We start from the raw sequence: 20,949 nt of genomic DNA on the forward strand, positions 1-20,949 counted from the left end.
CCGATTGGATGATCGGGCATTCTCGTCTTAATGCCAGCAGCTTTCCGTGCTTCCAGTTCCGCTTGAGCCACGAGTACCCACCGCGTTCAGTGTCAAGGTTTCACATTCATCGTCGTTGGTCTGCGGTGCTCGTTGAGGCGTGGCTGTCAGCAGATAGCCCCCATCAGTCGCTGTTCCCGGTGCAATGGCGAGGGTGTAGAGGCCTGTCCGCGAGGCGGCGCTGATGCCTAGGTTGGCGATATTCGTCGTGCTGGTAACGTAGCTGTTGTTTTGGGTGAAGAAGCGCTCTTCCCGGGCCGCCGCGTCGCTCAGCAGCGCCTGTGCTTCGCTGCGATTGCTGCGGATGACATAGCTTTGATAGCTGGGAACCACGATGGCGGCAAGGATGCCCAGAATGACTACCACGATCATGATTTCGATCAGAGTAAAACCTGCGGAGCGCTTCATTCGTCTTCTGCCTTGGGCTCGGTTGTGTCGGTCGGTTGGCGCAGGTGGATGGCTAGGGAGTCGATGGTATCTATAGCCCCAGTGTGGCCGGAGAAGACCACGAACATGCCGGGCTGTAATTGCAAGATCGCAGGTCCTGCAGTGGGGGTGTTGCTTTCCGGAACGTTGTTGGGCAGGAGATAGCTCTTGCCGTCTACGATGATGTGGTTGGTCGCCAGTATGACGTTCTCGACCGTGCCGTTGTCTTCGAAAGCTTCTGCCTGAGCCAGGCAGGGAAGAAACGCTCCGAAAAATAGTGTGATGTACTTTGTTCGGCTTTTCATCATTCATCCTCGATCTGCCGCCAGTTCTGACGACCGCGAGCCAATTCACCGAAGGTGATCCGAGTACGGGATACGCCATCAGGCAAGTTGGTATAGAGATCCTTGCCGACAACACTGGGTGAGCCGTAGCCTGGCATGCGTATGCTTGATACCACCTTGCCGGAGGCGCTGTCTGCCGCAGTCACGTAGTTGTTGCCGGTCAGGTCAATCACATCGTAACTGGTCGAGCCGCCGGTGACGGCATCGACGACTTGGATCCAGCGATCGATACTAGGTTGGCACGGATCCACGTTGGGAATGGTGCTGGTAAAGATCAGCACGTTGCCACGTATCGTCATATCGGTGGTAATCATTTCACCTTTGAGAGTGTCACCTTCCTTGAGGTCCATGTACCAGCCGTACTTGTTGATGCCCTCGGCAGGATTGTTGTTGCGATACCACTGTATGGGGTTGCGGCTGATGAGCCGATATTCTTGTGTCCGACCGCTGCCATCGGGGTCGGTGAAGGTGCCTGCGGTTCGGGTCGATATGGTTTGCTGGACTAGGTTTGAGCGACTCAGTGATGGTGTGGAGGTGGCTCCACCGGATACGGGGCTAGTCTGCGTGTCCCAGATGCCGTAAAGAGCCATGGCTTTGCTGGAGTCTGCCTGGGCGTCGCTACTTTCGAAATACTTGCCGGTGCCGAAGTCGACAATATAGCCGACTCCACTCGGGTGGCGGACCAGAGACGGGGCCGCGGTGATGGGCTGAGCTACTGTCTGGCCGGATGTATTGGTCGTAGTGGCCCGGTAGAGCGGATTGCCCCCGAATGCGACGCGCCATTTTGCTGAACTGCCAGTAGGTACTGCTCCGTTGCTGCCGATGACCTCGAGACTTGTCAGGCTAGGGTCGAACAGATCGAAGCGCCACAGGTTGCCCTGAAGGTCTCCAGCATAGACATAATCGGCTATGAGGTCGCCATTGATATCCGCTACTCGAGGCGTGGAGAGACCATTGACCAAGTTGCCGGTATTCGGTGTCAGTTTCTTGATAACCGCTCCGGTGACTGCATTGAGGACAAACAAAACGGCCTTGTCGTTGGTGCTGTTGTAGCCGTTGGTAAGGATTACTCCCCAGTTGCCATCGTGCAGTTTGGCTACCACCGGCTTGCTAAAGGTGTAGCCGAGATCACCGTCGTCATTGTCACTGAACTCCCACAGCAGCTTTTCCTGCCCCGGGATGGTGATATCCAGGGCGAAGACCGAACGACCACCTCCACGCAGGCTGCCAACCAGAATAGTGCGCCACTCTTTTCCGATCTGGATTTCCGATACTACCGGCGTGCCATCGACGTAGAAGCGGTGCTTGGTTCCCTTGTAGGTCTGTGAACTGAGCAGATAGAGCTTGTTCAGCACTGCCGTGGGGATGAAGGCGAAGCGTTCGATGCCATCGGCATCGAAACCATGGAGCATGCCGTCGTTGGCGCCGACATAGATGCGTTTTGCCCGGTCTTGGTTGGCGCTGAAGAAGGCTGCATATTTTTGCTGTGTCGACCCGGTTTGAGTGGCCCCGCTGACTCGGTCCATCAACGAGGGCAAGCTGTCCGGTTTGCTGACGACTACCGGGCTGGAATAGATGATGTCGCCCAGTACGTAGTTGCGTTCGCGCAGGTCGGTGCTGCCAGTTCCCTCGTAGGTCCGGTCGCCTCGAATATAGGCAACACGTCGTTGGGCATAGGTGTCGGTGCTTTCGGTATTGCCGTCGTCATCTTTCTGGAATAGCAATCTTTGTGCTGAGCTGAGGTTGCTCCAGTTGAAGTCGGTCAATTGATTATTTTGAACAAACTTGATGTTACGGCTCGAGGCTGCCCGATTGTTCAGTAGATCGCGGGCATCCCATGAAGGCGTGAGAGCGCCACTTTGGTCGTTAATTTCGTACTTGATCAACTGCCCGCTCCAGTTCTGGCTGGAGAAGCGGGCGTAATAGGCTTCGTTGCCCGCAGTAGTGACAGCCGATTCCAGGGATACGGCAGAGGCCGAAGTATCGCGATCGGAAATGCGGCTGAGGATGGTCGAGAAAGCGTTGGTCATGGCTTCGGGGCTGTCGGCGCTGAAGAATTCTCCGCGACCGTTGATTGCCGCATGCCACAGGTCGTAGACGTTATTGGCGCTGTTGTCGGCCGCTTTGGGCCATGTTTTGTCGCCTCTGGCTAGGGCCGAATAGTCCCCGGTATAGGTGGACCCTCCCCACTTGGGATCGGTCAGGCTGGTTGTCAGGCCGAGGCCAAGCGTATAGGTGACTAGATGTTGCCAAGTTGCCGGGTCATTGCGTGGATCGAAATACTGCTTTGTCGCGTCGCTGTCTTTATATGGTGAGTAAGGTGCCAGGTTGTTGGCGAGATCCGACCGGGCATCCGTGGCCCAATAATAGAAAGTGAGATCGGCGAGGGTGTTGCTGGTACCATCCTTATAAGGGGGGCGCGAGTTGTATGTGATTCCGTCTGGCAGGGAGGTTGAGCTACTGTCGGTATCGCCGACACTAACCTTGTCGCCATTCCATAGACCATCGGTCATCACGATGCTGTAGCTCGGGCGACAGGTGTATTCGGTACCGATGCTGGTACCGGGAACTGCTGCATAAGGTCCATTCACGTCTTTCCTGCGCAGGAATTCCCCTGCACGTTGTACCGCGACTCGCAGGGGGGTGCCGCCTGTCACGCTCAAGTTCTCGAGGAAACTGAAGAAATTGGCGCGGTGATTGCCCGAAAAGGGGCGCAGGTAGTTGCTGTAGCATTTGGAGTTTCCTTCGCCAATGCTGTCACAACTGGAATTGTTCAGAACCTGCCAGGTTACCCGGACGTTTTCCGGCAGGCTGTAGAAGGCCAGGTTGGCTGCAGACTGGGTAGCCAGTGCACGTGTCCGATAGAAGGAGAACCAGATTGCGAAGTTGGTCTGCTGGCTGGAGGGTACTACAGCTTTTGTATAGCAGGACTCGTTGGTCAGGCTTCCTGTTTTGCAACCGGAGCCACCAGGGGTGTAATCGTAGTAGTAGGCAGCCTGGGCGGTGCCGGTATCTTCGTCGTAGCCGCGACCATATTCAACTGTGGCTTTATAGGATTTTGAAAGATTGATGCTACCCGACTGGGTGAAGCCGTTCTTCCAGGCAGACGTGAAGCTTGGTGTCGGGTAGTCGGTTACCTGCAAGTTCCCATTGGATACCGTTACCTTCTTCGGCACCTTATAGATGATGTTCGGGTTGTAGTACATTGGGTTGTAGACATTGGACTTGAAGTAGTCTTTCGATTTGTTCGACTCGATGGAGTCCGGCGCATACGCAAAGGCCATGCTGCCAGAATCATCCAGCGTGACCAGAATATTCGGGTCCACCGTTTCGTTGAGGAAAAGCGGCTGCTGACTGATGGTCAGGGCTGCCGCCTGGATGGCATTCGAAGTGAGCGCGAGGTAACCGAAAGCAAACGAGGTGAGCACCGTCCTGCGGAGTAGGCTGAGCTTCATGAATTGAGTTCCCTGGTCGTCAATAGCGCTGCACGGAGGAAGACTGCAGCATCACCATGATTCGCTGTGAGTCACCTTGAGCGGCTGCGTTCAACTGGTAGTAGTAAGGGCCAACGCCTCGTCTACGTTCGTCGATATCGGTTACTTCCACCGTGCCCTTCGAGTTCTGCGGATCGAATCCTATGAAGGCGGCGAACCAGCGGGGAGAGTTGTTCAGACCGAACAGTCTGGTTGTGTCCGAGGTATTGCCGTTGTATGTCTGCGAATGATCATCGTTATCCCACCAGTCCCAGTCATGGGGATGCGTGTTGGCTGGCACTTGCTGCAGGACGCACATGCCGCTCTGGCTACTGCAATCTGTCATAGTGTCCGCCGGCCCCAGACTGGCGGCCAGACGGTTTTCTCCTTCGCGTAGAGCCGATTCGGCGCCGGCGGCGGAAATCTGGTAGGAGCGCAGGTTGCCGACCAGGCGCTCTTCCAGAACGGTGCCACGCATACTGGAGATCGCGAGCAGGGTGACGACCAGTAGCAAGATCAGGCTGATGAACAGCACAGCACCTCGTTGGTAATGAACGCTGCTTTCTTGCTTCATTGTGCGATGTTCCTCAGAGTCACGGTCGTCTGCGCCGACCGATAGAGTCGGGTATCGGGAGCAGTTGTCGTGGCAGAGGCGGACAGGGGGAAGTGGTAGACCTGCTTGGCCAGGGCGATGCTATTACTTGCGCTGCCCTGTAGGAGCGCAGTCCGGACGGAGACCAGAGAAGCGTTGGTGTCTGGATCAGTTGCGTAGGACTCGGCGAGACGATCATCGTTGGTGTCGATACCGAACGAGAAGCGGATATCGACGACATCCGAGACCAGGGTTTGTGCTGTTGCGCCTTGGGCCGCACATTGCAACTCGTTGGTTTTGGTATCGAGTTCCAGACGGGTCACGATGGCGTTGCTGGTATCGATGGTGGCTCCAAGACAGTCTTTCTCGTTGTTTGAGCTGTGTTGGTAGCGGATGCAGACGCCTTTGCCCGAAGCTGTTGGTAGCACAGTCTGCCCTGCTTGGAAGGCCGGACAGCCGGAGCCGGCGGCCTGGTAGGGAAAGGCGATTTCACGGCTGTCCTGAGGCAAGGTCTTGTAGCCGGTCTTGAGCAGCAATTGCTCGATGGCATAAAGGGCAAATCGACTGTTGTCCTGGGTATCGGCGTGGCCGTGCTGGGCCAGGTAGGTACGCTTATTGTCGAGATAGACCTGGGTGACGCCTAGGATCAGAAAGCTGGTAATCAGCATGGCAACCATCAGTTCGACTAGCGACAGGCCTTTCTGCTGGAATATCCATCGGCTCATTGTCTGGCTCCTCATGGCTGGAAACTGACCCGGTAGAACTCGCGGCGATTACTGTCCAGGGCGGTGCAATTTTCTCCGCTCGGACAGGTGTCTTTGCCTAGCCAGGCAATCTGGATCAATACGCTGGAGCCGGTTCCTGAGCAGGGGGCGTCCTCGTCGCTAGGGTTATCGGTTCTGCAAATAACATATTGGTTTTTGAGTAAGGACAGAGTGCTATCCAGCGGTAGGCTGTTGCGCACTTGTTGGGTCCATTGAGCCAACTGCGTCGTGGCCATCTGATCGGCGGTGCATCCCGTACCATCCAGGCAGGCCGTGGTTTGTGCCGTCGGGAAGGAACTGCCCGCTGCTTTGTAATAGCTCGAGGCATTTCTGAGCAGACCGTCGCCGTCAATCAGTGCCGATCGGTTGCTTCGCATCAATTCGATGAGATCGTTGGCCAGCATGGCCGCATTGTTACGCTGGGCGTTCTCATTGGCGTACTGGACGGCTCGTCCTTGTAGGGCAACCAGCCCCAGTATCCCAATGCAGATGATTAACAGGGCGACCATGGTTTCTATCAGGCTGAAACCCTTTTGCGTTTTCATTATTCGGTTCACGGTGAACATGATGTCAGGGCTGTGTTGTTTTCATTCATGCCGCGGCCAAAATGGCGCACTCGGCCGCTTCGTTCCGCAATGATCTTGCGTGCCTCAGCTGCGCTCTCGTCACGGCAGAGAACGATACTTACCGTTTCGCTTGCAGCGCCCGTGGCGTTGTACTGAATGTCGTCGGCGGAAAGCTGAAGGTTGATGTCGGTGGAGAGCGTTATCTGGCGTAAGGGCGTGTTTCCCTGGCGGACTGTCAGGGTGTCTCCGTTGAAATTGACTGTGATCGCTGTGCCACGAGTTGCCGCCTCCATGCGCGCGTACTCCAGGAGGCCGCTGACATCGTTGCTGGCGTTCTCCAGACGGTTGCTGGTTATCAGGCCCTGCATTGCCGGCATGGCGATACTGGCGAAGATGGCCAGCAGAACCACTACGATCATCAACTCGATCAACGTGAACCCCGCCATTTTCTGGGGGCGCGACATGGCGCATTCCTCCTATTTACCTTGAAGGAAATGCTGCCAATTTGTGTGGGAAATGTCCCTTTTTGTTGGATGGCCGATACAAAACGCGCGATGTCCGGTCATATCCGCTGGTCTTCTGTGACCTCGGTCGCAGAGCGGCTGTGCGCTGCTCAGCGTGCGCAGAGGCTGGCGCTGGGGGCGCTTTCGTGGCGGATGCGGCCGCTGCGGTTGATCACGATCCGGTGGGCTGTGGCGTGCTGGGCACAGATCCGGAAATGGCCGGCGTGGAAGGCGCCGTTGGGGCGGATGGCGCGGCCCTGGGGGCGGTAGTGGATGTAGCGGCGGGAGGTTTCGTCCGGGTGTATTTCCACGTCTTCCAGGGCTGGGTGCAGGCGCAGCAGGGGTTCGCCGGATTGCTGCTGGCCGTCGTTGTTGTCGTCGTGGAACAGCGCCCAGCCTTTGGCCCAATCGCCTTCGTGGGCCACGACGCTGACCGGGCGGCCAGTCAGTACCGCGGTTTGCCGGGCATGGCTCAGGGCGCCATGCAGGCTGTGCAGGGCGACAAGGGCGCGATTTGACTGGAGCAGGTTGTCGAAGGCCGGTACGGCCAGGCTGGCGAGCAGCGAGAGCAGGAGAATCGAGAGCAATGCTTCCAGCAGGCTGAATCCGCGATTCTTGGGCATGAGGAGCCGTCCCTGGCTTTGCCTTGCTGCCGCAGTATCTTTCTTTTGGTCCGTTATCTGGGCCTTGGGTGTTGTGCGTCGATTCTGTCGAGAGTGTAGGGCGATTCGCTTCGGTGGGGTTGGTATAGTGGCGCGCCGGATGACCGTCCGGTTTCCTGTCGGTTCGAGGTGCAGCGGTATGTCGGATGTTCTGCTTGTCGGTGGTGGCGTTGTCGGGCTGTTGAGCGCCTGGACCCTGGGGCGCGAGGGGCTGCGGGTGACTCTGGTCGAGCGTGGCGAGACCGGGCGCGAGGCCTCCTGGGCCGGCGGCGGCATCGTTTCCCCGCTCTACCCCTGGCGCTACAGCCGGGCGGTGGCGAACCTGGCGCACTGGTCGCAGGACTTCTATCCGGCACTGGGCCAGCAACTGCTGGAGGACACCGGCGTCGACCCCGAGGTGCACGTCACCGGCCTCTATTGGCTGGACCTGGACGACCAGGCCGAGGCGTTGGCCTGGGCCCGCGCCAACGACCGCCCGTTGCAGGAGGTGGATATCTCGGCGGTCCATGATGCCGTCCCCGCGCTGGGAGCCGGTTTCCAGAAAGCGGTCCACATGCCGGGCGTGGCCAACGTGCGCAACCCGCGCCTGGCGCGTTCGCTGCGCGAGGCGCTGCGGCGCATGCCGAACGTCGAGGTGCTTGAGGGTTGCGAGGTCAGCGGTTTCATTCATGAGCAGGGCGCCATTCGCGGCGTGCGCTGCGCCGCCGGCGAGCTGCGGGCCGATGCGACCGTGCTGGCGGCCGGCGCTTGGAGCGGCGAGCTACTGGCCGGCCTGGGCCTGGAACTGCCGGTCGCGCCGGTGAAGGGGCAGATGATTCTCTACAAGTGCGCGGCGGATTTCCTGTCCAGCATGGTGCTGGCCAAGGGGCGCTACGCCATTCCCCGGCGCGACGGCCATATCCTGGTGGGCAGCACCCTGGAGCATGCCGGCTTCGACAAGACGCCCACGGACGAGGCCCTGGCCAGCCTGCGCGCTTCCGCCGAGGAATTGCTGCCGGCGCTCGCCGGGCAGGCGCCGGTGGGGCATTGGGCAGGGCTGCGGCCGGGCTCGCCCGAGGGCATTCCCTTCATCGGCCAGGTGCCGGGGTACGAAGGGCTTTGGCTGAACACCGGGCACTACCGCAACGGCCTGGTGCTGGCGCCGGCGTCCTGCCGGTTGCTGGCGGACCTGATGTTGAAGCGCGAGCCGATCATCGAGGCGCAACCCTATGCGCCGGAAGGGCGGTTGGTGGCGACGCCGTTGGCGTGATCCCGTTCGCGAGGACGGGCAGGGCGGCAATAGGTGGGCTTTGCGTAGGGCGAACGGTTATCCGCCCTACGTTCTGCCTGGGCGGGGCGTAAGGGGCTCAATCGATACCCAGCTTCTTCAAGCGATAGCGCATCGAGCGGAACGTCAGACCCAATCGCTGGGCTGCGGCCGTGCGGTTCCAGCGGGTTTCCTCCAGCGCCTGCATGATCAGCTTGCGCTCGATCTCTTCGAGGTAATCCTCGAGATTGTCGATCTGCGCCAGGCTGGCCTCGCCGCTTTCGCCGCCGCCGGTGGCCTCGGCGAAACGAAGGTCGTTGGGCTGGATGACATCGTCCTCGCACAGGGTGTAGGCGCGTTCGAGCATGTTCTCCAGTTCGCGCACGTTGCCCGGGAAGCGGTAGCTCTTGAGCTTTTCCAGAGCTTCGGGGCTGACCTGTGCCGCGGCCAGGCCGCTGTCGCTGGCCAGGCGCTTGAGCACGCGCTCGGTGAGCAGCGGGATGTCCTCGCGGCGCTCGCGCAGCGGCGGCACGCGCAGTTCGATGACGTTCAGGCGGTAGTAGAGGTCCTGGCGGAAGCGGCCGGCGGCGACTTCCGCGGCCAGGTCCTTGTGGGTGGCGCAGAGCACGCGCACGTCCACCGCCACTTCCTGCTGGCCGCCCACCGCGCGCACGGCCTTTTCCTGGATGGCGCGCAGCAGTTTCACCTGCATCGGCAAGGGCAGGTCGGCCACTTCGTCGAGGAACAGGGTGCCGCCATTGGCGGCCTGGAACAGGCCCTGCTTGTCTTCCACGGCGCCGGTGAAGCTGCCTTTCTTGTGCCCGAAGAATTCGCTTTCCATCAGCTCGGACGGAATGGCGCCGCAGTTCACCGGGACGAAGGCCACTTCGCTGCGCGGGCCCTGTTCGTGGATCAGCCGGGCCACCAGCTCCTTGCCGCTGCCGGATTCGCCGCTGATGTAGACCGGCGCCTGGCTGCGCGCCAGCTTGGCGATCTGGTTGCGCATCTGCCGCATGGGCGGCGAATCGCCCAGCAGGCGGTTGTCCACCGGCGCGTCTTCCGCGCCCGGCGAGCGCAGGCGCAGGGCCGTGGCCACCAGTTCGCGCAGGCGGCCGAGGTCCACCGGCTTGGTGAGGAAGTCGAAGGCGCCGGCCTTGAGTGCGTTGACCGCGGTGTCCAGGCTGCCGAAGGCGGTGATCATGGCCACCGGCACCTGCGGGTGGCGCTGCTGGATGTGCTGCACCAGGTCCATGCCGGTGCCGTCGGGCAGGCGCATGTCGGTCAGGCACAGGTCGAAGGGCTCGCGGGCCAGGTATTCCTTGGCCTCCTTGACGTTGCGGGCGCTGCGGGTGTCCAGCTTCATGCGGCCGAGGGTGATCTCCAGCAGCTCGCGGATATCCGGTTCGTCGTCGACGATCAGGGCTTTTTGCCGGCTCATGCTCTTTTCTTTCAGCTCTGCTTGCGCGGGTGGGCGAAGGTGATGCGGAAGCTGCCACCGCCTTCGTCGCGGTTCTTGAAGTCGATGCGAGCCTGGTTGCTTTCGCACAGCTCGCGGGAAATGTACAGGCCCAGCCCGGTGCCCTTGCTCTCGGTGGTGAAGAAGGGTTCGAACAGCTTGCCCAACTGCTCCGGGGCGATGCCGGGGCCGTCGTCGAGCACCTCCAGCACCGGCAGGTCGCTGTCCCGGTCGCGGAACAGGTTCAACCACACCTGGCCGCTGCCGTTCTGCCGGGCACTGTACCGTAACCCATTCTGCACCAGGTTACCCAGCACCTGGGTGAGTTGGCTGGGGTCCATGCGCGTCTGGATCTCGCCGCCGCCCATTTGCAGGTGGATCTGCTGGTCGCCGCGCAGGCCTTCGCGCTGCTCGTCGGTGAAGCGTTGCAGCCACTGCCTGAGGTCCAGCTGTTGCGGCTCGGCCTGGCGTCGCCGCGACAGTTGCAGGACGTTCTCGATCACCAGGTTCATGCGCCGCGACTGGTCCTGGATGATCTGCGTCAGGCGCCGGTCGGGGGCGTCGAGCGTTTCGGATTCCTGCAGCAGCTGCGCGGCGTGGCTGATGGCGCCCAGGGGGTTGCGGATCTCGTGGGCGATGCCGGCGGTGAGCCGGCCCAGGGCCGCCAGCTTGAGCTGCTGGGCCTGCTGGGCGATCTGCGAGATGTCTTCGAGGAACACCAGGGTGTGCTGCTCCTCGCCGCGGCGCAGCGGGATGAAGCTCGGCTGCAGCATGGGGCCGCCTTCGGGCGCCTGCAGGCTGGGCGGGCGCAGCGAGGGGTTGCGCTCCCACTGCTGCAGGCTGTCGAGCAGCTCCGGGCAATGCTCGGTGGCGAGCTTGCCGGCCAGTTCCGGCTGGGCCAGCAGGCCCAGGGCGCTCTGGTTGGCCAGCAGCACGCGGTGCCGGCTGTCCAGCACCAGGATGCCGGTGCGCATGCGCTGCAGGATGAGGGCGTTGAGTTCTTCGAGGTTGGCCACGGTGGTGGCGCGTTCCTCGGCCAGGTGCTCGGTGAGTTGCTGGCGCCGCGCCAGGCCCTGCAGCAGCAGCGCGGCGGCGAAGCTCAGGGCGCCGAGGCTGCCGGCCTGGACGTAGTGGTTGATCGCCGTGGGCTGGCTGAGGCTGAGGTAGAAGGTCAGGTAGATCATGCCGATCGCGGCGACGGCGGCGATCAGCAGGCCGATGCGTCCGCGCAGCAGGATGTTGGCGATGCCCACCGCCACCACCAGCAGGTTGCCGATGCCGCTGGGCACGCCGCCGGCGGCGTAGAACAGGCCGCACAGCGCGAGGATGTCGAACAGCGCCAGGAGGAAGATCGGCAGCAGCTGGCGCGGCGTCGGCATCAGCACGGCGATCAGGATGTTGACGATCAGGTAACTCCAGCAACTGGCATGGAACAGCGCCGACTGGCCGACGTTGAGCACGCGGTCGTCGAGGTCGCTGGAAATCAGCAGCACCAGCAGCAGGCCGATGCTCAGGCGGTACAGGTGGTACAGGCGGAGGATGCGCTGCCCCTGCTGGCCGCTGATGGGGATGGCCTTAGCCATGCCGCTGGCTGTCCTGCTGCAGGTGGGCCTGGCTGCAGTACCAGCGCTGCTCGTGCTGCAGTGCGTTGGCGCGCGGTACGTGCACGCCGCACTGGGCGCAGCGGACCATGGGCTCGGCCGGGTCGTCCGGCGGCGCCTGGGGCGGGCGTTGCGGGCGGGTAGCCTTGCGCCACAGCCACCAGATCAGGGCGATGAGGAGGATCCAGAACAGCAGGCGGACCATGGCGTTCCCTTTTTTCGTGAAGAGCCGCAGTTTATCCGAGCCACCACGGCGTACAAGTCGCGCGGGCCGCTACTGTGCGGCAGATTCGCGCGGGCATGAAAAAGGGAGGCCGGAGCCTCCCTCTGCATGGCGGGTCGATCAGTCGACCAGGCCGAAGGTCAGGTAGTGCCACCAGGAGTGGCTCTTCTTGCCGCTGGTGTCCGGCTTCTCGACTTCCTCGTCCTGGTGCTCGGGCTGCAGCTCGCGCGGGATCTGCTGGCGCGCGTCTTCGTACTGGCGCATCACGTCCTTGCTCGCCTGGGTTTCCATCTGCGGCGGCGCGGTGTTGGAGTCGATCAGGCCGAGGGTGGCCTTGGCCAGCCAGGAGCGGCTGCTGTCGTCGTCCTCGCGGGGCTCGAACTGGCCGTCCTTCAGGCTGGGGTTGTCCGGGTAGTTGAGCTTGAGGGTCTGCAGGCTGCTGTCGGCCAGGTCGTTCAGGCCCAGGCGCTGGTAGGCCTCGGTCATGATCGCCAGGCCATCGCCGACGGCCGGGGTCTCCTGGAAGTTCTCCACCACGTAGCGGCCACGGTTGGCGGCGGCCACGTAGGCCTTGCGCTTGAGGTAGTAGTGGCCGACGTGCACTTCGTAGGCCGCCAGCAGGTTGCGCAGGTAGACCATGCGCGCCTTGGCGTCCGGGGCGTAGCGGCTGTTGGGGAAGCGGCTGGTGAGCTGGGCGAACTCGTTGAAGGAGTCGCGCGCCGCGCCCGGGTCGCGCTTGGTCAGGTCCAGCGGCAGGAAGCGCGCCATCAGGCCGCGGTCCTGGTCGAAGGAGGCCAGGCCCTTCATGTAATAGGCGTAGTCGACGTTCGGGTGCTGCGGGTGCAGGCGGATGAAGCGCTCTGCCGCCGACCGCGCGGCTTCCGGCTCGGCGTTCTTGTAGTTGGCGTAGATCAGCTCCAGCTGCGCCTGTTCGGCGTAGCGGCCGAACGGGTAGCGCGACTCCAGCGCCTTCAGCTTGTTGATGGCGTTGGTGTAGCTGTTGTTGCCGAGGTCTTCCTGCGCCTGCTGGTACAGCTGGCTCTCGCTCAGGTTCTCGTCGACCTTGTCGCCCTTGGACGAGCAGGCGGAGACCAAGACGAGGGTGGCGATCAGCAGCAGGTGTTTCACTTGCATGGCGGCTTGCGTCCCTGGACGGTCGGCTGTCGCGGCCGCATCCGTCTGTTATGATTGGCGCCCCAGGCGAACCCCTGGGACAAAGGCCCCGTATTTAACCACAGCGTGCCGCCCACCAAAAGGTGGCGCGCCTACTGTGTCCCATCATGTCCGATCTCATCCAACTGGCGGCAGAAGTGCCGTTCGACCTGGGCGGCCAACGCCTCGACCAGGTCGCCGCACAACTCTTCCCCGAACACTCCCGCTCGCGCCTGGCCGGCTGGATCAAGGACGGCCGCCTGACCGTCGACGGCGCCGTGCTGCGCCCGAAGGACGTCGTCCACGCCGGCTCGCACCTGGCGCTGGAGGTGCAGCTGGAGGCCCAGGGCGAATGGAAGGCCCAGGACATCGAGCTGGACATCGTCTACGAGGACGAGCACATCCTGGTGATCGACAAGCCCGCGGGGCTGGTGGTCCACCCGGCCGCCGGGCACCAGGACGGCACCTTGCTCAACGCCCTGCTGCACCACGTGCCGCACCTGGCCAACGTGCCGCGCGCCGGCATCGTGCACCGCCTGGACAAGGACACCACCGGCCTGATGGTGGTGGCCAAGACCCTCGAAGCCCATACCAACCTGGTCGCCCAGCTGCAGGCGCGTTCGGTGAGCCGTATCTACGAGGCCATCGTGGTCGGGGTGATAGTCGCCGGCGGCAAGATCGACGCGCCCATCAGCCGCCACGGCGTGATGCGCCAGAAGATGGCGGTGGTGTCCACCGGCAAGCAGGCGATCAGCCATTACCGGGTGCTGGAGCGCTTCCGCTCGCACACCCACACCCGGGTGAAGCTGGAGACCGGCCGCACCCACCAGATTCGCGTACATATGTCGCACATCGGCTTCCCGCTGGTGGGCGACCCGGTCTACGGCGGGCGCTTCCGCATTCCGCCGGGGGCCAGCCCGACGCTGGTCGAGTCGCTGCGCGACTTCCCGCGCCAGGCCCTGCACGCGCGCTTTCTCGAACTGGACCACCCGGCCACCGGCGCGCGCATGAAGTGGGAGTCGCCGCTGCCCGACGACTTCACCTGGCTGCTCAGCCTGCTGCGCCAGGACAACGAGTCCTTCGTATGACTTCGCCCTGGCTCATCCCCGACTGGCCGGCGCCGGCCAATGTGCGCGCCTGCGTCAGCTCCCGCGCCGGCGGGGTGAGCCAGGCGCCGTTCGACAGCTTCAACCTCGGTGACCACGTCGGCGACGAGCCGGCTGCGGTGGCCGAGAACCGCCGCCGCCTGGAACAGGCCCAGGGCTGCCGCCCGGCCTGGCTGAGCCAGGTGCACGGCATCGAGGTGGTGGAAGCCGATCCTTCCCGCGTCGCCACTGCCGACGCCAGCTGGAGCGCCACGCCGGGCATCGCCTGCGCGGTGCTCACCGCCGATTGCCTGCCGGCGCTGTTCTGTGACCGCGCCGGCACCCGTGTTGCAGCGGCCCACGCCGGCTGGCGCGGGCTGGCCGGCGGCGTGCTGGAAGCCACGTTGGACAGGCTGGCGGTGCCGGCTGGCGAGGTGCTGGTCTGGCTCGGCCCGGCCATTGGCCCGCAGGCCTTCGAGGTCGGTCCGGAAGTCCGTGAAGCCTTCCTCGCCGACCACGCCGAGGCCGCGGCGGCCTTCGTGCCCAGCGTCAATGCCGGCCGCTACATGGCCGACATCTACCAGCTCGCGCGCATCCGCCTGGCCGCGCGGGGCGTCACCGCCGTCTATGGCGGGGGGCTGTGCACCTTCAGCGACACCGAGCGTTTCTATTCCTACCGCCGCAACCCGCGCACTGGGCGTCAGGCCAGCCTGGTCTGGTTGGCCTGACTCTGTAGGTCCCGATCTTCGTAGGAGCGAGCTTGCTCGCGAACAGGTTCCGCAGCCCCGTAGGATGGGTTGAGCCTGCGAAACCCATGCTGCCTTGATGGGTATCGCTTCGCTCAACCCATCCTACGAAGAGCACCTCGGCGCAGTCGGCAACGCTCTTCCCCTGCATGCGAATGCCGGTGCCGTGATGGCCTTGCGCCGGCACGAACTGACCGGCGTCATGGCGATTTGGCTTGAAGCGGCCAAAATCGTCCTTATCTAACTGGCATCCCGGCGGGTTGTTTCTTCATCAGGGGCAGGTATCGCCCCGACCCGCTATCTAGAAGGAAGGACGAACTCCATGCGAATCGACCGTTTGACCAGCAAGCTGCAACTGGCGCTGTCCGATGCCCAGTCCCTGGCCGTTGGCCACGATCACCCGGCCATCGAGCCGGTGCACCTGCTTTGCGCCCTGATCGACCAGCAGGGCGGCTCCATCAAGCCCCTGCTGATGCAGGTCGGCTTCGATATCCCGGCCCTGCGCGCAGCCTTGAATAAAGAGCTGGATGCGCTGCCGAAAATCCAGAATCCCACCGGCGATGTGAACCTCTCGCAGGACCTGGCGCGCCTGCTCAACCAGGCCGACCGCCTGGCCCAGCAGAAGGGCGACCAGTTCATCTCCAGCGAACTGGTGCTGCTCGCCGCCCTGGACGACAACGCCAAGCTCGGCAAGCTGCTGCTCGGCCAGGGCGTGAGCAAGAAGGCCCTGGAGAACGCGGTGAACAACCTGCGCGGCGGCGAGGCGGTCAACGACCCCAATGCCGAGGAGTCGCGCCAGGCCCTGGACAAGTACACCGTGGACATGACCAAGCGCGCCGAGGACGGCAAGCTCGACCCGGTGATCGGCCGTGACGACGAGATCCGCCGGACCATCCAGGTCCTGCAGCGGCGCACCAAGAACAACCCGGTGCTGATCGGCGAGCCCGGCGTGGGCAAGACCGCCATCGTCGAGGGCCTGGCCCAGCGCATCGTCAACGGCGAGGTGCCCGACGGCCTCAAGGACAAGCGCCTGCTGGCCTTGGACATGGGCGCGCTGATCGCCGGCGCCAAGTTCCGCGGCGAGTTCGAGGAGCGCCTGAAGGCGGTGCTCAACGAGCTGTCCAAGCAGGAAGGGCGGATCATCCTGTTCATCGACGAACTGCACACCATGGTCGGCGCCGGCAAGGCCGAGGGCGCCATGGACGCCGGCAACATGCTCAAGCCGGCCCTGGCCCGCGGCGAGCTGCACTGCGTCGGCGCCACCACCCTGGACGAATACCGCCAGTACATCGAGAAGGACGCGGCCCTGGAGCGGCGCTTCCAGAAGGTGCTGGTGGACGAGCCCAGCGAGGAAGACACCATCGCCATCCTCCGTGGCCTGAAGGAGCGCTACGAGGTGCACCACGGGGTGACCATCACCGACGGCGCCATCATCGCCGCGGCCAAGTTGTCGCACCGCTACATCACCGACCGCCAGCTGCCGGACAAGGCCATCGACCTGATCGACGAGGCCGCCAGCCGCATCCGCATGGAGATCGACTCCAAGCCGGAGGAACTGGACCGCCTGGACCGCCGGCTGATCCAGTTGAAGATCGAGCGCGAGGCGCTGAAGAAGGAAGACGACGAGGCCACCAAGAAGCGTCTGGCCAAGCTGGAAGAAGACATCGCCAAGCTCGAGCGCGAGTACGCCGACCTGGAAGAGATCTGGAAATCGGAGAAGGCCGAGGTGCAAGGTTCGGCGCAGATCCAGCAGAAGATCGAGCAGGCCAAGACCGAGCTGGAGCTGGCCCGCCGCAAGGGCGACCTGAACCGCATGGCCGAGCTGCAGTACGGGGTTATCCCGGACCTTGAGCGCAGCCTGCAGATGGTCGACCAGCACGGCAAGGCGGAGAACCAGCTGCTGCGCAACAAGGTGACCGACGAGGAAATCGCCGAGGTCGTGTCCAAGTGGACCGGCATCCCGGTGTCGAAGATGCTCGAAGGCGAGCGCGAGAAGCTGCTGCGCATGGAAGACGAGCTGCACAAGCGCGTCATCGGCCAGCACGAAGCGGTGGTGGCCGTGGCCAACGCCGTGCGCCGTTCCCGCGCCGGCCTGGCCGACCCGAACCGGCCCAGCGGTTCCTTCCTGTTCCTCGGCCCGACCGGGGTGGGCAAGACCGAGCTGTGCAAGGCCCTGGCCGAATTCCTCTTCGACACCGAAGAGGCGCTGGTGCGCATCGATATGTCGGAGTTCATGGAAAAACACTCGGTGGCCCGCCTGATCGGCGCCCCGCCGGGCTACGTCGGCTATGAGGAAGGCGGCTACCTGACCGAGGCCGTGCGCCGCAAGCCGTACTCGGTGGTGCTGATGGACGAGGTGGAAAAAGCCCACCCGGACGTCTTCAACATCCTCCTGCAGGTGCTGGAAGACGGCCGCCTGACCGACAGCCATGGCCGCACCGTGGACTTCCGCAACACCGTGGTGGTGATGACCTCCAACCTCGGTTCGGCGCAGATACAGGAGCTGGTCGGCGACCAGGAGGCCCAGCGCGCGGCGGTGATGGACGCGGTGAACGCGCACTTCCGTCCGGAGTTCATCAACCGGATCGACGAAGTGGTGGTGTTCGAACCGCTGGCCCGCGAGCAGATCGCCGGCATCGCCGAGATCCAGATGGGCCGCCTGCGCAAGCGCCTGGCCGAGCGCGAGCTGAGCCTGGAGCTGAGCACGGAGGCGATGGACAAGCTGATCGCCGTCGGCTTCGACCCGGTGTACGGCGCGCGGCCGCTGAAGCGGGCGATCCAGCGCTGGATCGAGAACCCGCTGGCGCAGCTGATCCTGGCCGGCAAGTTCCTTCCCGGCGCGAAGATCCATGCCAAGGTGGAGGGTGACGAGATCGTGTTTGCCTGATCTTGGTGCCTCTGGAAAAGCCCCGCGTTGCGGGGCTTTTTCTTTTTTGCTTTTTGCTTTTGTAGGAGCGAGCTTGCTCGCGAATGGTGCTTACCGGCAGCACAGGTGCCTTGGAGTGGCTCCGCTCCCTCTCCCCAGCCCTCTCCCTGAAGGGAGAGGGGGCTTGTCCGTGCCGAGAAATGGCGTGGTTTCAGCCGGCAATCTCTGTGCTAGCCGGCTGATTCCAGAACATCAGCGTCTGCCCAACGGTCCCCTCTCCCTTCAGGGAGAGGGTTAGGGAGAGGGCGTTCTTTGGAATCCTGCCAACTCCTTCCGGCAGAACACCATTCGCGAGCAAGCTCGCTCCTACGAGGAGCGCGGCAAATGATGGGATATCGGAGGATGGTTCGCGTAGCGCGAAGCCCCCTCAAAGATGCGCAATCAACTCCTCCAGCGCCTTCGCCTGGTCGTCCGCCAGGTCGATGATGTGGAAGCCTGCCCAGCCCAACTGCCCGTCGGTGCCCTTGCGGCTCCACAGGCAGTCGGCGCCGAGGGTGATCTCGCCCACCTCGTGCAGCGGCGGCAGGGGCACCAGGCGGCATTCCAGCACCGAATCCGCCGCCGGCACGTCGACGCCGCAGAGCATGAAGCCTTCGACGGAGAGGTCGGCCAGGCGGCCGAGGCTGCGTCCGGTGTGGCGGTCGAAGACCTCGACCTTCAGGTCCGTGCTGTGCCGGTTGTGCTGGCGGCGTTCGTCCATCGCTTACTCCTCGGATGGGCTGTTGGGGCGCCCGGCAAAGCGCTGCAGCATGCGGTAGATGGCGCCGAGCGCGCGGTCGACCAGGGGCTGGGCCCCGGCTCCGGCCAGGCGCACCTTGCCTTGTTCCATCTCCAGCGCCAACTGGCCGATGGGTTTGACGGCGACGCGCTGCCCCAGGTGATCGACGAACATATAGTTGCGCGTGGTGGGGCTGAACCAGGACAGCTTCAGGCGCCGTGGCGGCGTGCTGTCGGTGAACTCGAACCAGGTGCCGAATTCGATGCGGCGCAGTTCCTCCATGATCGCCCGGGCGCGGATGGACAGGCTTTCCTCGGTTTGCCGCTCGGCCACGCTTTCGCCGTCGAGCATCGCCCCCAGCGGGCTTTCCGGCAGTTCGGGGTGCAGCCTGGCGGCGATTTCCGGCTGCTGCGCCTGGATCGCGTGCTGGCAGGCGACCAGGTCCTGCAGCAGGCGGCGGATGCCTTCCTCGTGATAGCCGCCGAGCACTTCCAGGCCCTTGCGCAGGTCTTCCAGCAGCGCCGGGCGCATGGCTTGCAGGCGCGCGCGGCCGGTGCTGTCCTGCGGTGTGACGCTCCAGGCCAGTTGCTCGGCGATCTCGCAGGCGCGGCGCCATTCATCGCTGTCCTCGCCGTTGCGCAGGAGGATGAAGGTCAGGGCGTCGGCCCAGCTGAGGTCGAGGAAATTGCGCACCAGCTGCGGCAGTTCGCGTTCGGCGCAGGCCTTGCGGATGACCTCGATCGCCTGTTCGCGCGCACCCAGCAGGCGGTCGCGGCCGCGGGCCGCCTCGGTGGCGCGGCGTTCGCGCAGTTCGGCCTTCTGGCGGATGTTGCCGATGTATTCGTTGAAGTCGCCGAGCAGCTCGTCGAACAGGCGCAGGTCGCCGGCGAAGTCCTGGATCACCCGCTCGACCACCCAGTGCATCTTCGCCAGCAGCCCGCGCTCCTCGCCGTCGCCGCCGTACAGCGAACCGGCCTGGGCCATGGCGTTGAGCAGGCGGCGGGCCGGATGGTGGTGCTGGGTGAACAGCGCCTTGTCCTGCAGGGCCACCTTGAGGAAGGGCGTGTGCAGGTGGGAGAGGGTGGTCTTGCAGCTGTCCGGCAGGCTTTCGTCGTCGAGGATGAAGTCGAAGACCATGCCGACCAGGTCGATGACGTCGGCTTCCTGGTCGGTCAGCTTGTTCTGCCCGGGGCGGTCGCTGCCGGCTTCCAGTTGCTGGTGCAGGTCCTCCTTGAACTGCTGGACCGCCTGGGGCTGGCGGATGCGCCGGGCGAGGTCCTGGGCGGAGATACGCTGCAGGCGATTGAGCGCGTCGAGCAGTTCCCCGGCGCTGTAGGTGCGGGTAGCGCCGCGTGGCGTCAGGCGGGCGATGCTGTCGCTATGGCCGAAGTTCTCCAGGCCGCGCCGCCGGTGTTCGGCGAGCAGGGCGTTGAGGCCGCCGTAGAGCGCCTGCTGGTCGCTGGGCGGGTAGGGCGGCAGCTCGCTGAAGTCCAGCGGCGGCGCTTCGGTGCTGGCGGATGCGCCCGGGGCGCCGGGAGGCACCGCGGCGTTGCTGCCTCCGCTGCCGGTATCGGCCGGCGCCGCTGGCGTGGCTTGCCCGGGGGCCGCTGCGCTCGGGCGTGGTGCCGGGCGCGAGCCCTGCTGGGCGCGGTAGCGCAGGTTGGGCAGGATGCCGGCCTCGGTCAGGCGTCGGTTCAGCTGTTCATATAGAGGCGGCAGGTTGCGCATCACCTGCTGGTCGAACAAGACATAGAGCACGGTCTTGATGCGCAGGGCGAAGCGGCTTTCCGCGAGCATCTCGCGGAAGCACTGGGCGATCGCCTGGGGGCCGAAGGGGTTGCTGTCCTCGGCCAGCTTGCTGCCGTTGTTGAGCAGGGCCAGGCGCTGGTCCAGGGCGAACAGGGACTGCGCGCACTGCGCCTTGACCTGGTTCACCATGTTGGTGATGAGCAGGGTTTCCTCGTATTCCTCGTTGCCGACCAGGGACAGCTGCTCGACGTCCAGCTCCTCCAGATGCGCCCGGGAGGGCAGGGTGCCCTGCATGAAGTCGCCAAGGCCCTTGGCGAAGCGCTGGTGATAGAGGCGCTCGAGGGTGGGGCGCTGGCGGCGGATCTCGCGCATGCTGTCGAAGAACAGCGCCTGCACCTGGTTGTTCTCGGCCTTCTCGGCGCATTCGAAGAGGGTGTCGTCGACCTGGGCGAAAACCGCCGCCAGGAGTTCCGCCAGGTGGTTCATCGCCAACTGCCGGCAGCCCTGTACCAGCTCGCCGAAGCGTGGCTGGATGGCCCGGCTGGCGACGTTGGAAGACGGCGGGGTGTCCTTCGAACTCATGGGCGATCCTGTCCGTGATCTCAGCGCCTGCAGGCGAGGGCAACTTGTTTTATGCAGATATAGCAATCTGCCTGCCGGCCTGCAAAGAAAAAGAAG

19 protein-coding genes are annotated in these 20,949 nt (G+C 63.8%); 5 read left to right on the forward strand and 14 right to left on the reverse strand.

The window, feature by feature from the left end; all coding sequences use genetic code 11:
- Nucleotides 1-27 precede the first annotated feature (27 nt).
- From IG194_RS19695 to IG194_RS19730, 8 genes are all read right to left on the reverse strand, one after another.
- Nucleotides 28-447 (reverse strand): type IV pilin protein, encoded by a 420-nt coding sequence (locus IG194_RS19695; protein WP_058488528.1) that lies wholly within the window; start codon nucleotides 445-447, stop codon nucleotides 28-30.
- On the reverse strand, nucleotides 444-773 hold the full coding sequence (locus tag IG194_RS19700; protein WP_058488529.1) for a PilY2 family type 4a fimbrial biogenesis protein: 330 nt from the start codon (nucleotides 771-773) through the stop codon (nucleotides 444-446). The genes IG194_RS19695 and IG194_RS19700 overlap by 4 nt, the downstream gene beginning before the upstream one ends.
- Entirely contained in the window at nucleotides 770-4,264 is a 3,495-nt protein-coding gene (locus IG194_RS19705; protein ID WP_058488530.1) for a pilus assembly protein, read from the reverse strand. Before IG194_RS19705 ends, IG194_RS19700 begins: the two co-directional genes overlap by 4 nt.
- 19 nt (nucleotides 4,265-4,283) lie before the next feature.
- Entirely contained in the window at nucleotides 4,284-4,856 is a 573-nt protein-coding gene (locus IG194_RS19710) for a PilX N-terminal domain-containing pilus assembly protein (RefSeq protein ID WP_058488531.1), read from the reverse strand.
- Nucleotides 4,853-5,599 (reverse strand): PilW family protein, encoded by a 747-nt coding sequence (locus tag IG194_RS19715; protein WP_058488532.1) that lies wholly within the window; start codon nucleotides 5,597-5,599, stop codon nucleotides 4,853-4,855. Before IG194_RS19715 ends, IG194_RS19710 begins: the two co-directional genes overlap by 4 nt.
- A gap of 11 nt (nucleotides 5,600-5,610) precedes the next feature.
- Nucleotides 5,611-6,183, reverse strand: a complete 573-nt coding sequence (gene pilV, locus IG194_RS19720) for a type IV pilus modification protein PilV (RefSeq protein WP_160329401.1) — start codon at nucleotides 6,181-6,183, stop codon at nucleotides 5,611-5,613.
- Nucleotides 6,184-6,191: 8 nt separating this feature from the next.
- Nucleotides 6,192-6,668: a GspH/FimT family pseudopilin gene (locus tag IG194_RS32840; RefSeq protein WP_058488534.1), complete on the reverse strand. Its 477-nt coding sequence runs from the start codon at nucleotides 6,666-6,668 to the stop codon at nucleotides 6,192-6,194.
- A gap of 149 nt (nucleotides 6,669-6,817) precedes the next feature.
- Complete coding sequence (locus IG194_RS19730; protein ID WP_058488535.1) at nucleotides 6,818-7,330, reverse strand: GspH/FimT family protein; 513 nt, start codon at nucleotides 7,328-7,330, stop codon at nucleotides 6,818-6,820.
- A 178-nt stretch (nucleotides 7,331-7,508) separates the two neighbouring features.
- Between IG194_RS19730 and thiO the strand changes: the two genes are divergently transcribed.
- Nucleotides 7,509-8,618, forward strand: coding sequence for a glycine oxidase ThiO (gene thiO, locus IG194_RS19735; protein ID WP_058488536.1), 1,110 nt, complete (start codon nucleotides 7,509-7,511; stop codon nucleotides 8,616-8,618).
- 97 nt (nucleotides 8,619-8,715) lie between these two features.
- On the opposite strand, the gene IG194_RS19740 is transcribed toward thiO, so the two are convergent.
- The 4 genes from IG194_RS19740 to IG194_RS19755 form a co-directional block, all read right to left on the reverse strand.
- Nucleotides 8,716-10,053 (reverse strand): sigma-54-dependent transcriptional regulator, encoded by a 1,338-nt coding sequence (locus IG194_RS19740; RefSeq protein ID WP_009617580.1) that lies wholly within the window; start codon nucleotides 10,051-10,053, stop codon nucleotides 8,716-8,718.
- A gap of 11 nt (nucleotides 10,054-10,064) precedes the next feature.
- On the reverse strand, nucleotides 10,065-11,654 hold the full coding sequence (locus IG194_RS19745) for a sensor histidine kinase (RefSeq protein WP_043273654.1): 1,590 nt from the start codon (nucleotides 11,652-11,654) through the stop codon (nucleotides 10,065-10,067).
- Nucleotides 11,647-11,877: a PP0621 family protein gene (locus tag IG194_RS19750; protein ID WP_009617584.1), complete on the reverse strand. Its 231-nt coding sequence runs from the start codon at nucleotides 11,875-11,877 to the stop codon at nucleotides 11,647-11,649. The genes IG194_RS19745 and IG194_RS19750 overlap by 8 nt, the downstream gene beginning before the upstream one ends.
- Before the next feature lie 138 nt (nucleotides 11,878-12,015).
- Complete coding sequence (locus IG194_RS19755; RefSeq protein ID WP_009617585.1) at nucleotides 12,016-13,029, reverse strand: outer membrane protein assembly factor BamD; 1,014 nt, start codon at nucleotides 13,027-13,029, stop codon at nucleotides 12,016-12,018.
- Between the two features lie 146 nt (nucleotides 13,030-13,175).
- On the opposite strand from IG194_RS19755, the gene rluD reads away from it, so the two are divergent.
- The 4 genes from rluD (at nucleotide 13,176) to clpB (ending at nucleotide 17,765) form a co-directional block, all read left to right on the forward strand.
- On the forward strand, nucleotides 13,176-14,135 hold the full coding sequence (gene rluD, locus IG194_RS19760) for a 23S rRNA pseudouridine(1911/1915/1917) synthase RluD (RefSeq protein WP_058488537.1): 960 nt from the start codon (nucleotides 13,176-13,178) through the stop codon (nucleotides 14,133-14,135).
- Nucleotides 14,132-14,860, forward strand: coding sequence for a peptidoglycan editing factor PgeF (pgeF, locus tag IG194_RS19765; protein ID WP_058488538.1), 729 nt, complete (start codon nucleotides 14,132-14,134; stop codon nucleotides 14,858-14,860). Before rluD ends, pgeF begins: the two co-directional genes overlap by 4 nt.
- A 97-nt stretch (nucleotides 14,861-14,957) precedes the next feature.
- A complete protein-coding gene (locus IG194_RS19770; protein WP_160329402.1) occupies nucleotides 14,958-15,122 on the forward strand; it encodes a hypothetical protein in 165 nt (54 codons plus the stop codon).
- Between the two features lie 78 nt (nucleotides 15,123-15,200).
- Nucleotides 15,201-17,765 carry an ATP-dependent chaperone ClpB gene (gene clpB / locus IG194_RS19775; protein ID WP_009617588.1) on the forward strand — a complete coding sequence of 855 codons (2,565 nt, stop codon included), beginning with the start codon at nucleotides 15,201-15,203 and terminating at the stop codon, nucleotides 17,763-17,765.
- A 406-nt stretch (nucleotides 17,766-18,171) separates the two neighbouring features.
- On the opposite strand, the gene IG194_RS19780 is transcribed toward clpB, so the two are convergent.
- Together IG194_RS19780 and IG194_RS19785 are read right to left on the reverse strand one after the other, a co-directional pair.
- A complete protein-coding gene (locus IG194_RS19780; protein WP_009617596.1) occupies nucleotides 18,172-18,504 on the reverse strand; it encodes a PilZ domain-containing protein in 333 nt (110 codons plus the stop codon).
- A gap of 3 nt (nucleotides 18,505-18,507) precedes the next feature.
- Nucleotides 18,508-20,853, reverse strand: a complete 2,346-nt coding sequence (locus IG194_RS19785) for a DUF1631 domain-containing protein (protein WP_058488539.1) — start codon at nucleotides 20,851-20,853, stop codon at nucleotides 18,508-18,510.
- Nucleotides 20,854-20,949: the final 96 nt, after the last annotated feature.

Source organism: Pseudomonas sp. ADPe, from assembly GCF_014843515.1.
GTDB classification, from domain to species: Bacteria; Pseudomonadota; Gammaproteobacteria; order Pseudomonadales; family Pseudomonadaceae; genus Pseudomonas; species Pseudomonas citronellolis.

Excerpts from the sequence above, each read along its gene's own strand:
- IG194_RS19695 (WP_058488528.1), bottom strand. The coding sequence starts at position 447 with ATGAAGCGCTCCGCAGGTTTTACTCTGATCGAAATCATGATCGTGGTA.
- IG194_RS19700 (WP_058488529.1), bottom strand. The coding sequence starts at position 773 with ATGATGAAAAGCCGAACAAAGTACATCACACTATTTTTCGGAGCGTTT.
- IG194_RS19705 (WP_058488530.1), bottom strand. The coding sequence starts at position 4,264 with ATGAAGCTCAGCCTACTCCGCAGGACGGTGCTCACCTCGTTTGCTTTC.
- IG194_RS19710 (WP_058488531.1), bottom strand. The coding sequence starts at position 4,856 with ATGAAGCAAGAAAGCAGCGTTCATTACCAACGAGGTGCTGTGCTGTTC.
- IG194_RS19715 (WP_058488532.1), bottom strand. The coding sequence starts at position 5,599 with ATGAGCCGATGGATATTCCAGCAGAAAGGCCTGTCGCTAGTCGAACTG.
- pilV (WP_160329401.1), bottom strand. The coding sequence starts at position 6,183 with ATGAAAACGCAAAAGGGTTTCAGCCTGATAGAAACCATGGTCGCCCTG.
- IG194_RS32840 (WP_058488534.1), bottom strand. The coding sequence starts at position 6,668 with ATGTCGCGCCCCCAGAAAATGGCGGGGTTCACGTTGATCGAGTTGATG.
- IG194_RS19730 (WP_058488535.1), bottom strand. The coding sequence starts at position 7,330 with ATGCCCAAGAATCGCGGATTCAGCCTGCTGGAAGCATTGCTCTCGATT.
- thiO (WP_058488536.1), top strand. The coding sequence starts at position 7,509 with ATGTCGGATGTTCTGCTTGTCGGTGGTGGCGTTGTCGGGCTGTTGAGC.
- IG194_RS19740 (WP_009617580.1), bottom strand. The coding sequence starts at position 10,053 with ATGAGCCGGCAAAAAGCCCTGATCGTCGACGACGAACCGGATATCCGC.
- IG194_RS19745 (WP_043273654.1), bottom strand. The coding sequence starts at position 11,654 with ATGGCTAAGGCCATCCCCATCAGCGGCCAGCAGGGGCAGCGCATCCTC.
- IG194_RS19750 (WP_009617584.1), bottom strand. The coding sequence starts at position 11,877 with ATGGTCCGCCTGCTGTTCTGGATCCTCCTCATCGCCCTGATCTGGTGG.
- IG194_RS19755 (WP_009617585.1), bottom strand. The coding sequence starts at position 13,029 with ATGCAAGTGAAACACCTGCTGCTGATCGCCACCCTCGTCTTGGTCTCC.
- rluD (WP_058488537.1), top strand. The coding sequence starts at position 13,176 with ATGTCCGATCTCATCCAACTGGCGGCAGAAGTGCCGTTCGACCTGGGC.
- pgeF (WP_058488538.1), top strand. The coding sequence starts at position 14,132 with ATGACTTCGCCCTGGCTCATCCCCGACTGGCCGGCGCCGGCCAATGTG.
- IG194_RS19770 (WP_160329402.1), top strand. The coding sequence starts at position 14,958 with ATGGGTATCGCTTCGCTCAACCCATCCTACGAAGAGCACCTCGGCGCA.
- clpB (WP_009617588.1), top strand. The coding sequence starts at position 15,201 with ATGCGAATCGACCGTTTGACCAGCAAGCTGCAACTGGCGCTGTCCGAT.
- IG194_RS19780 (WP_009617596.1), bottom strand. The coding sequence starts at position 18,504 with ATGGACGAACGCCGCCAGCACAACCGGCACAGCACGGACCTGAAGGTC.
- IG194_RS19785 (WP_058488539.1), bottom strand. The coding sequence starts at position 20,853 with ATGAGTTCGAAGGACACCCCGCCGTCTTCCAACGTCGCCAGCCGGGCC.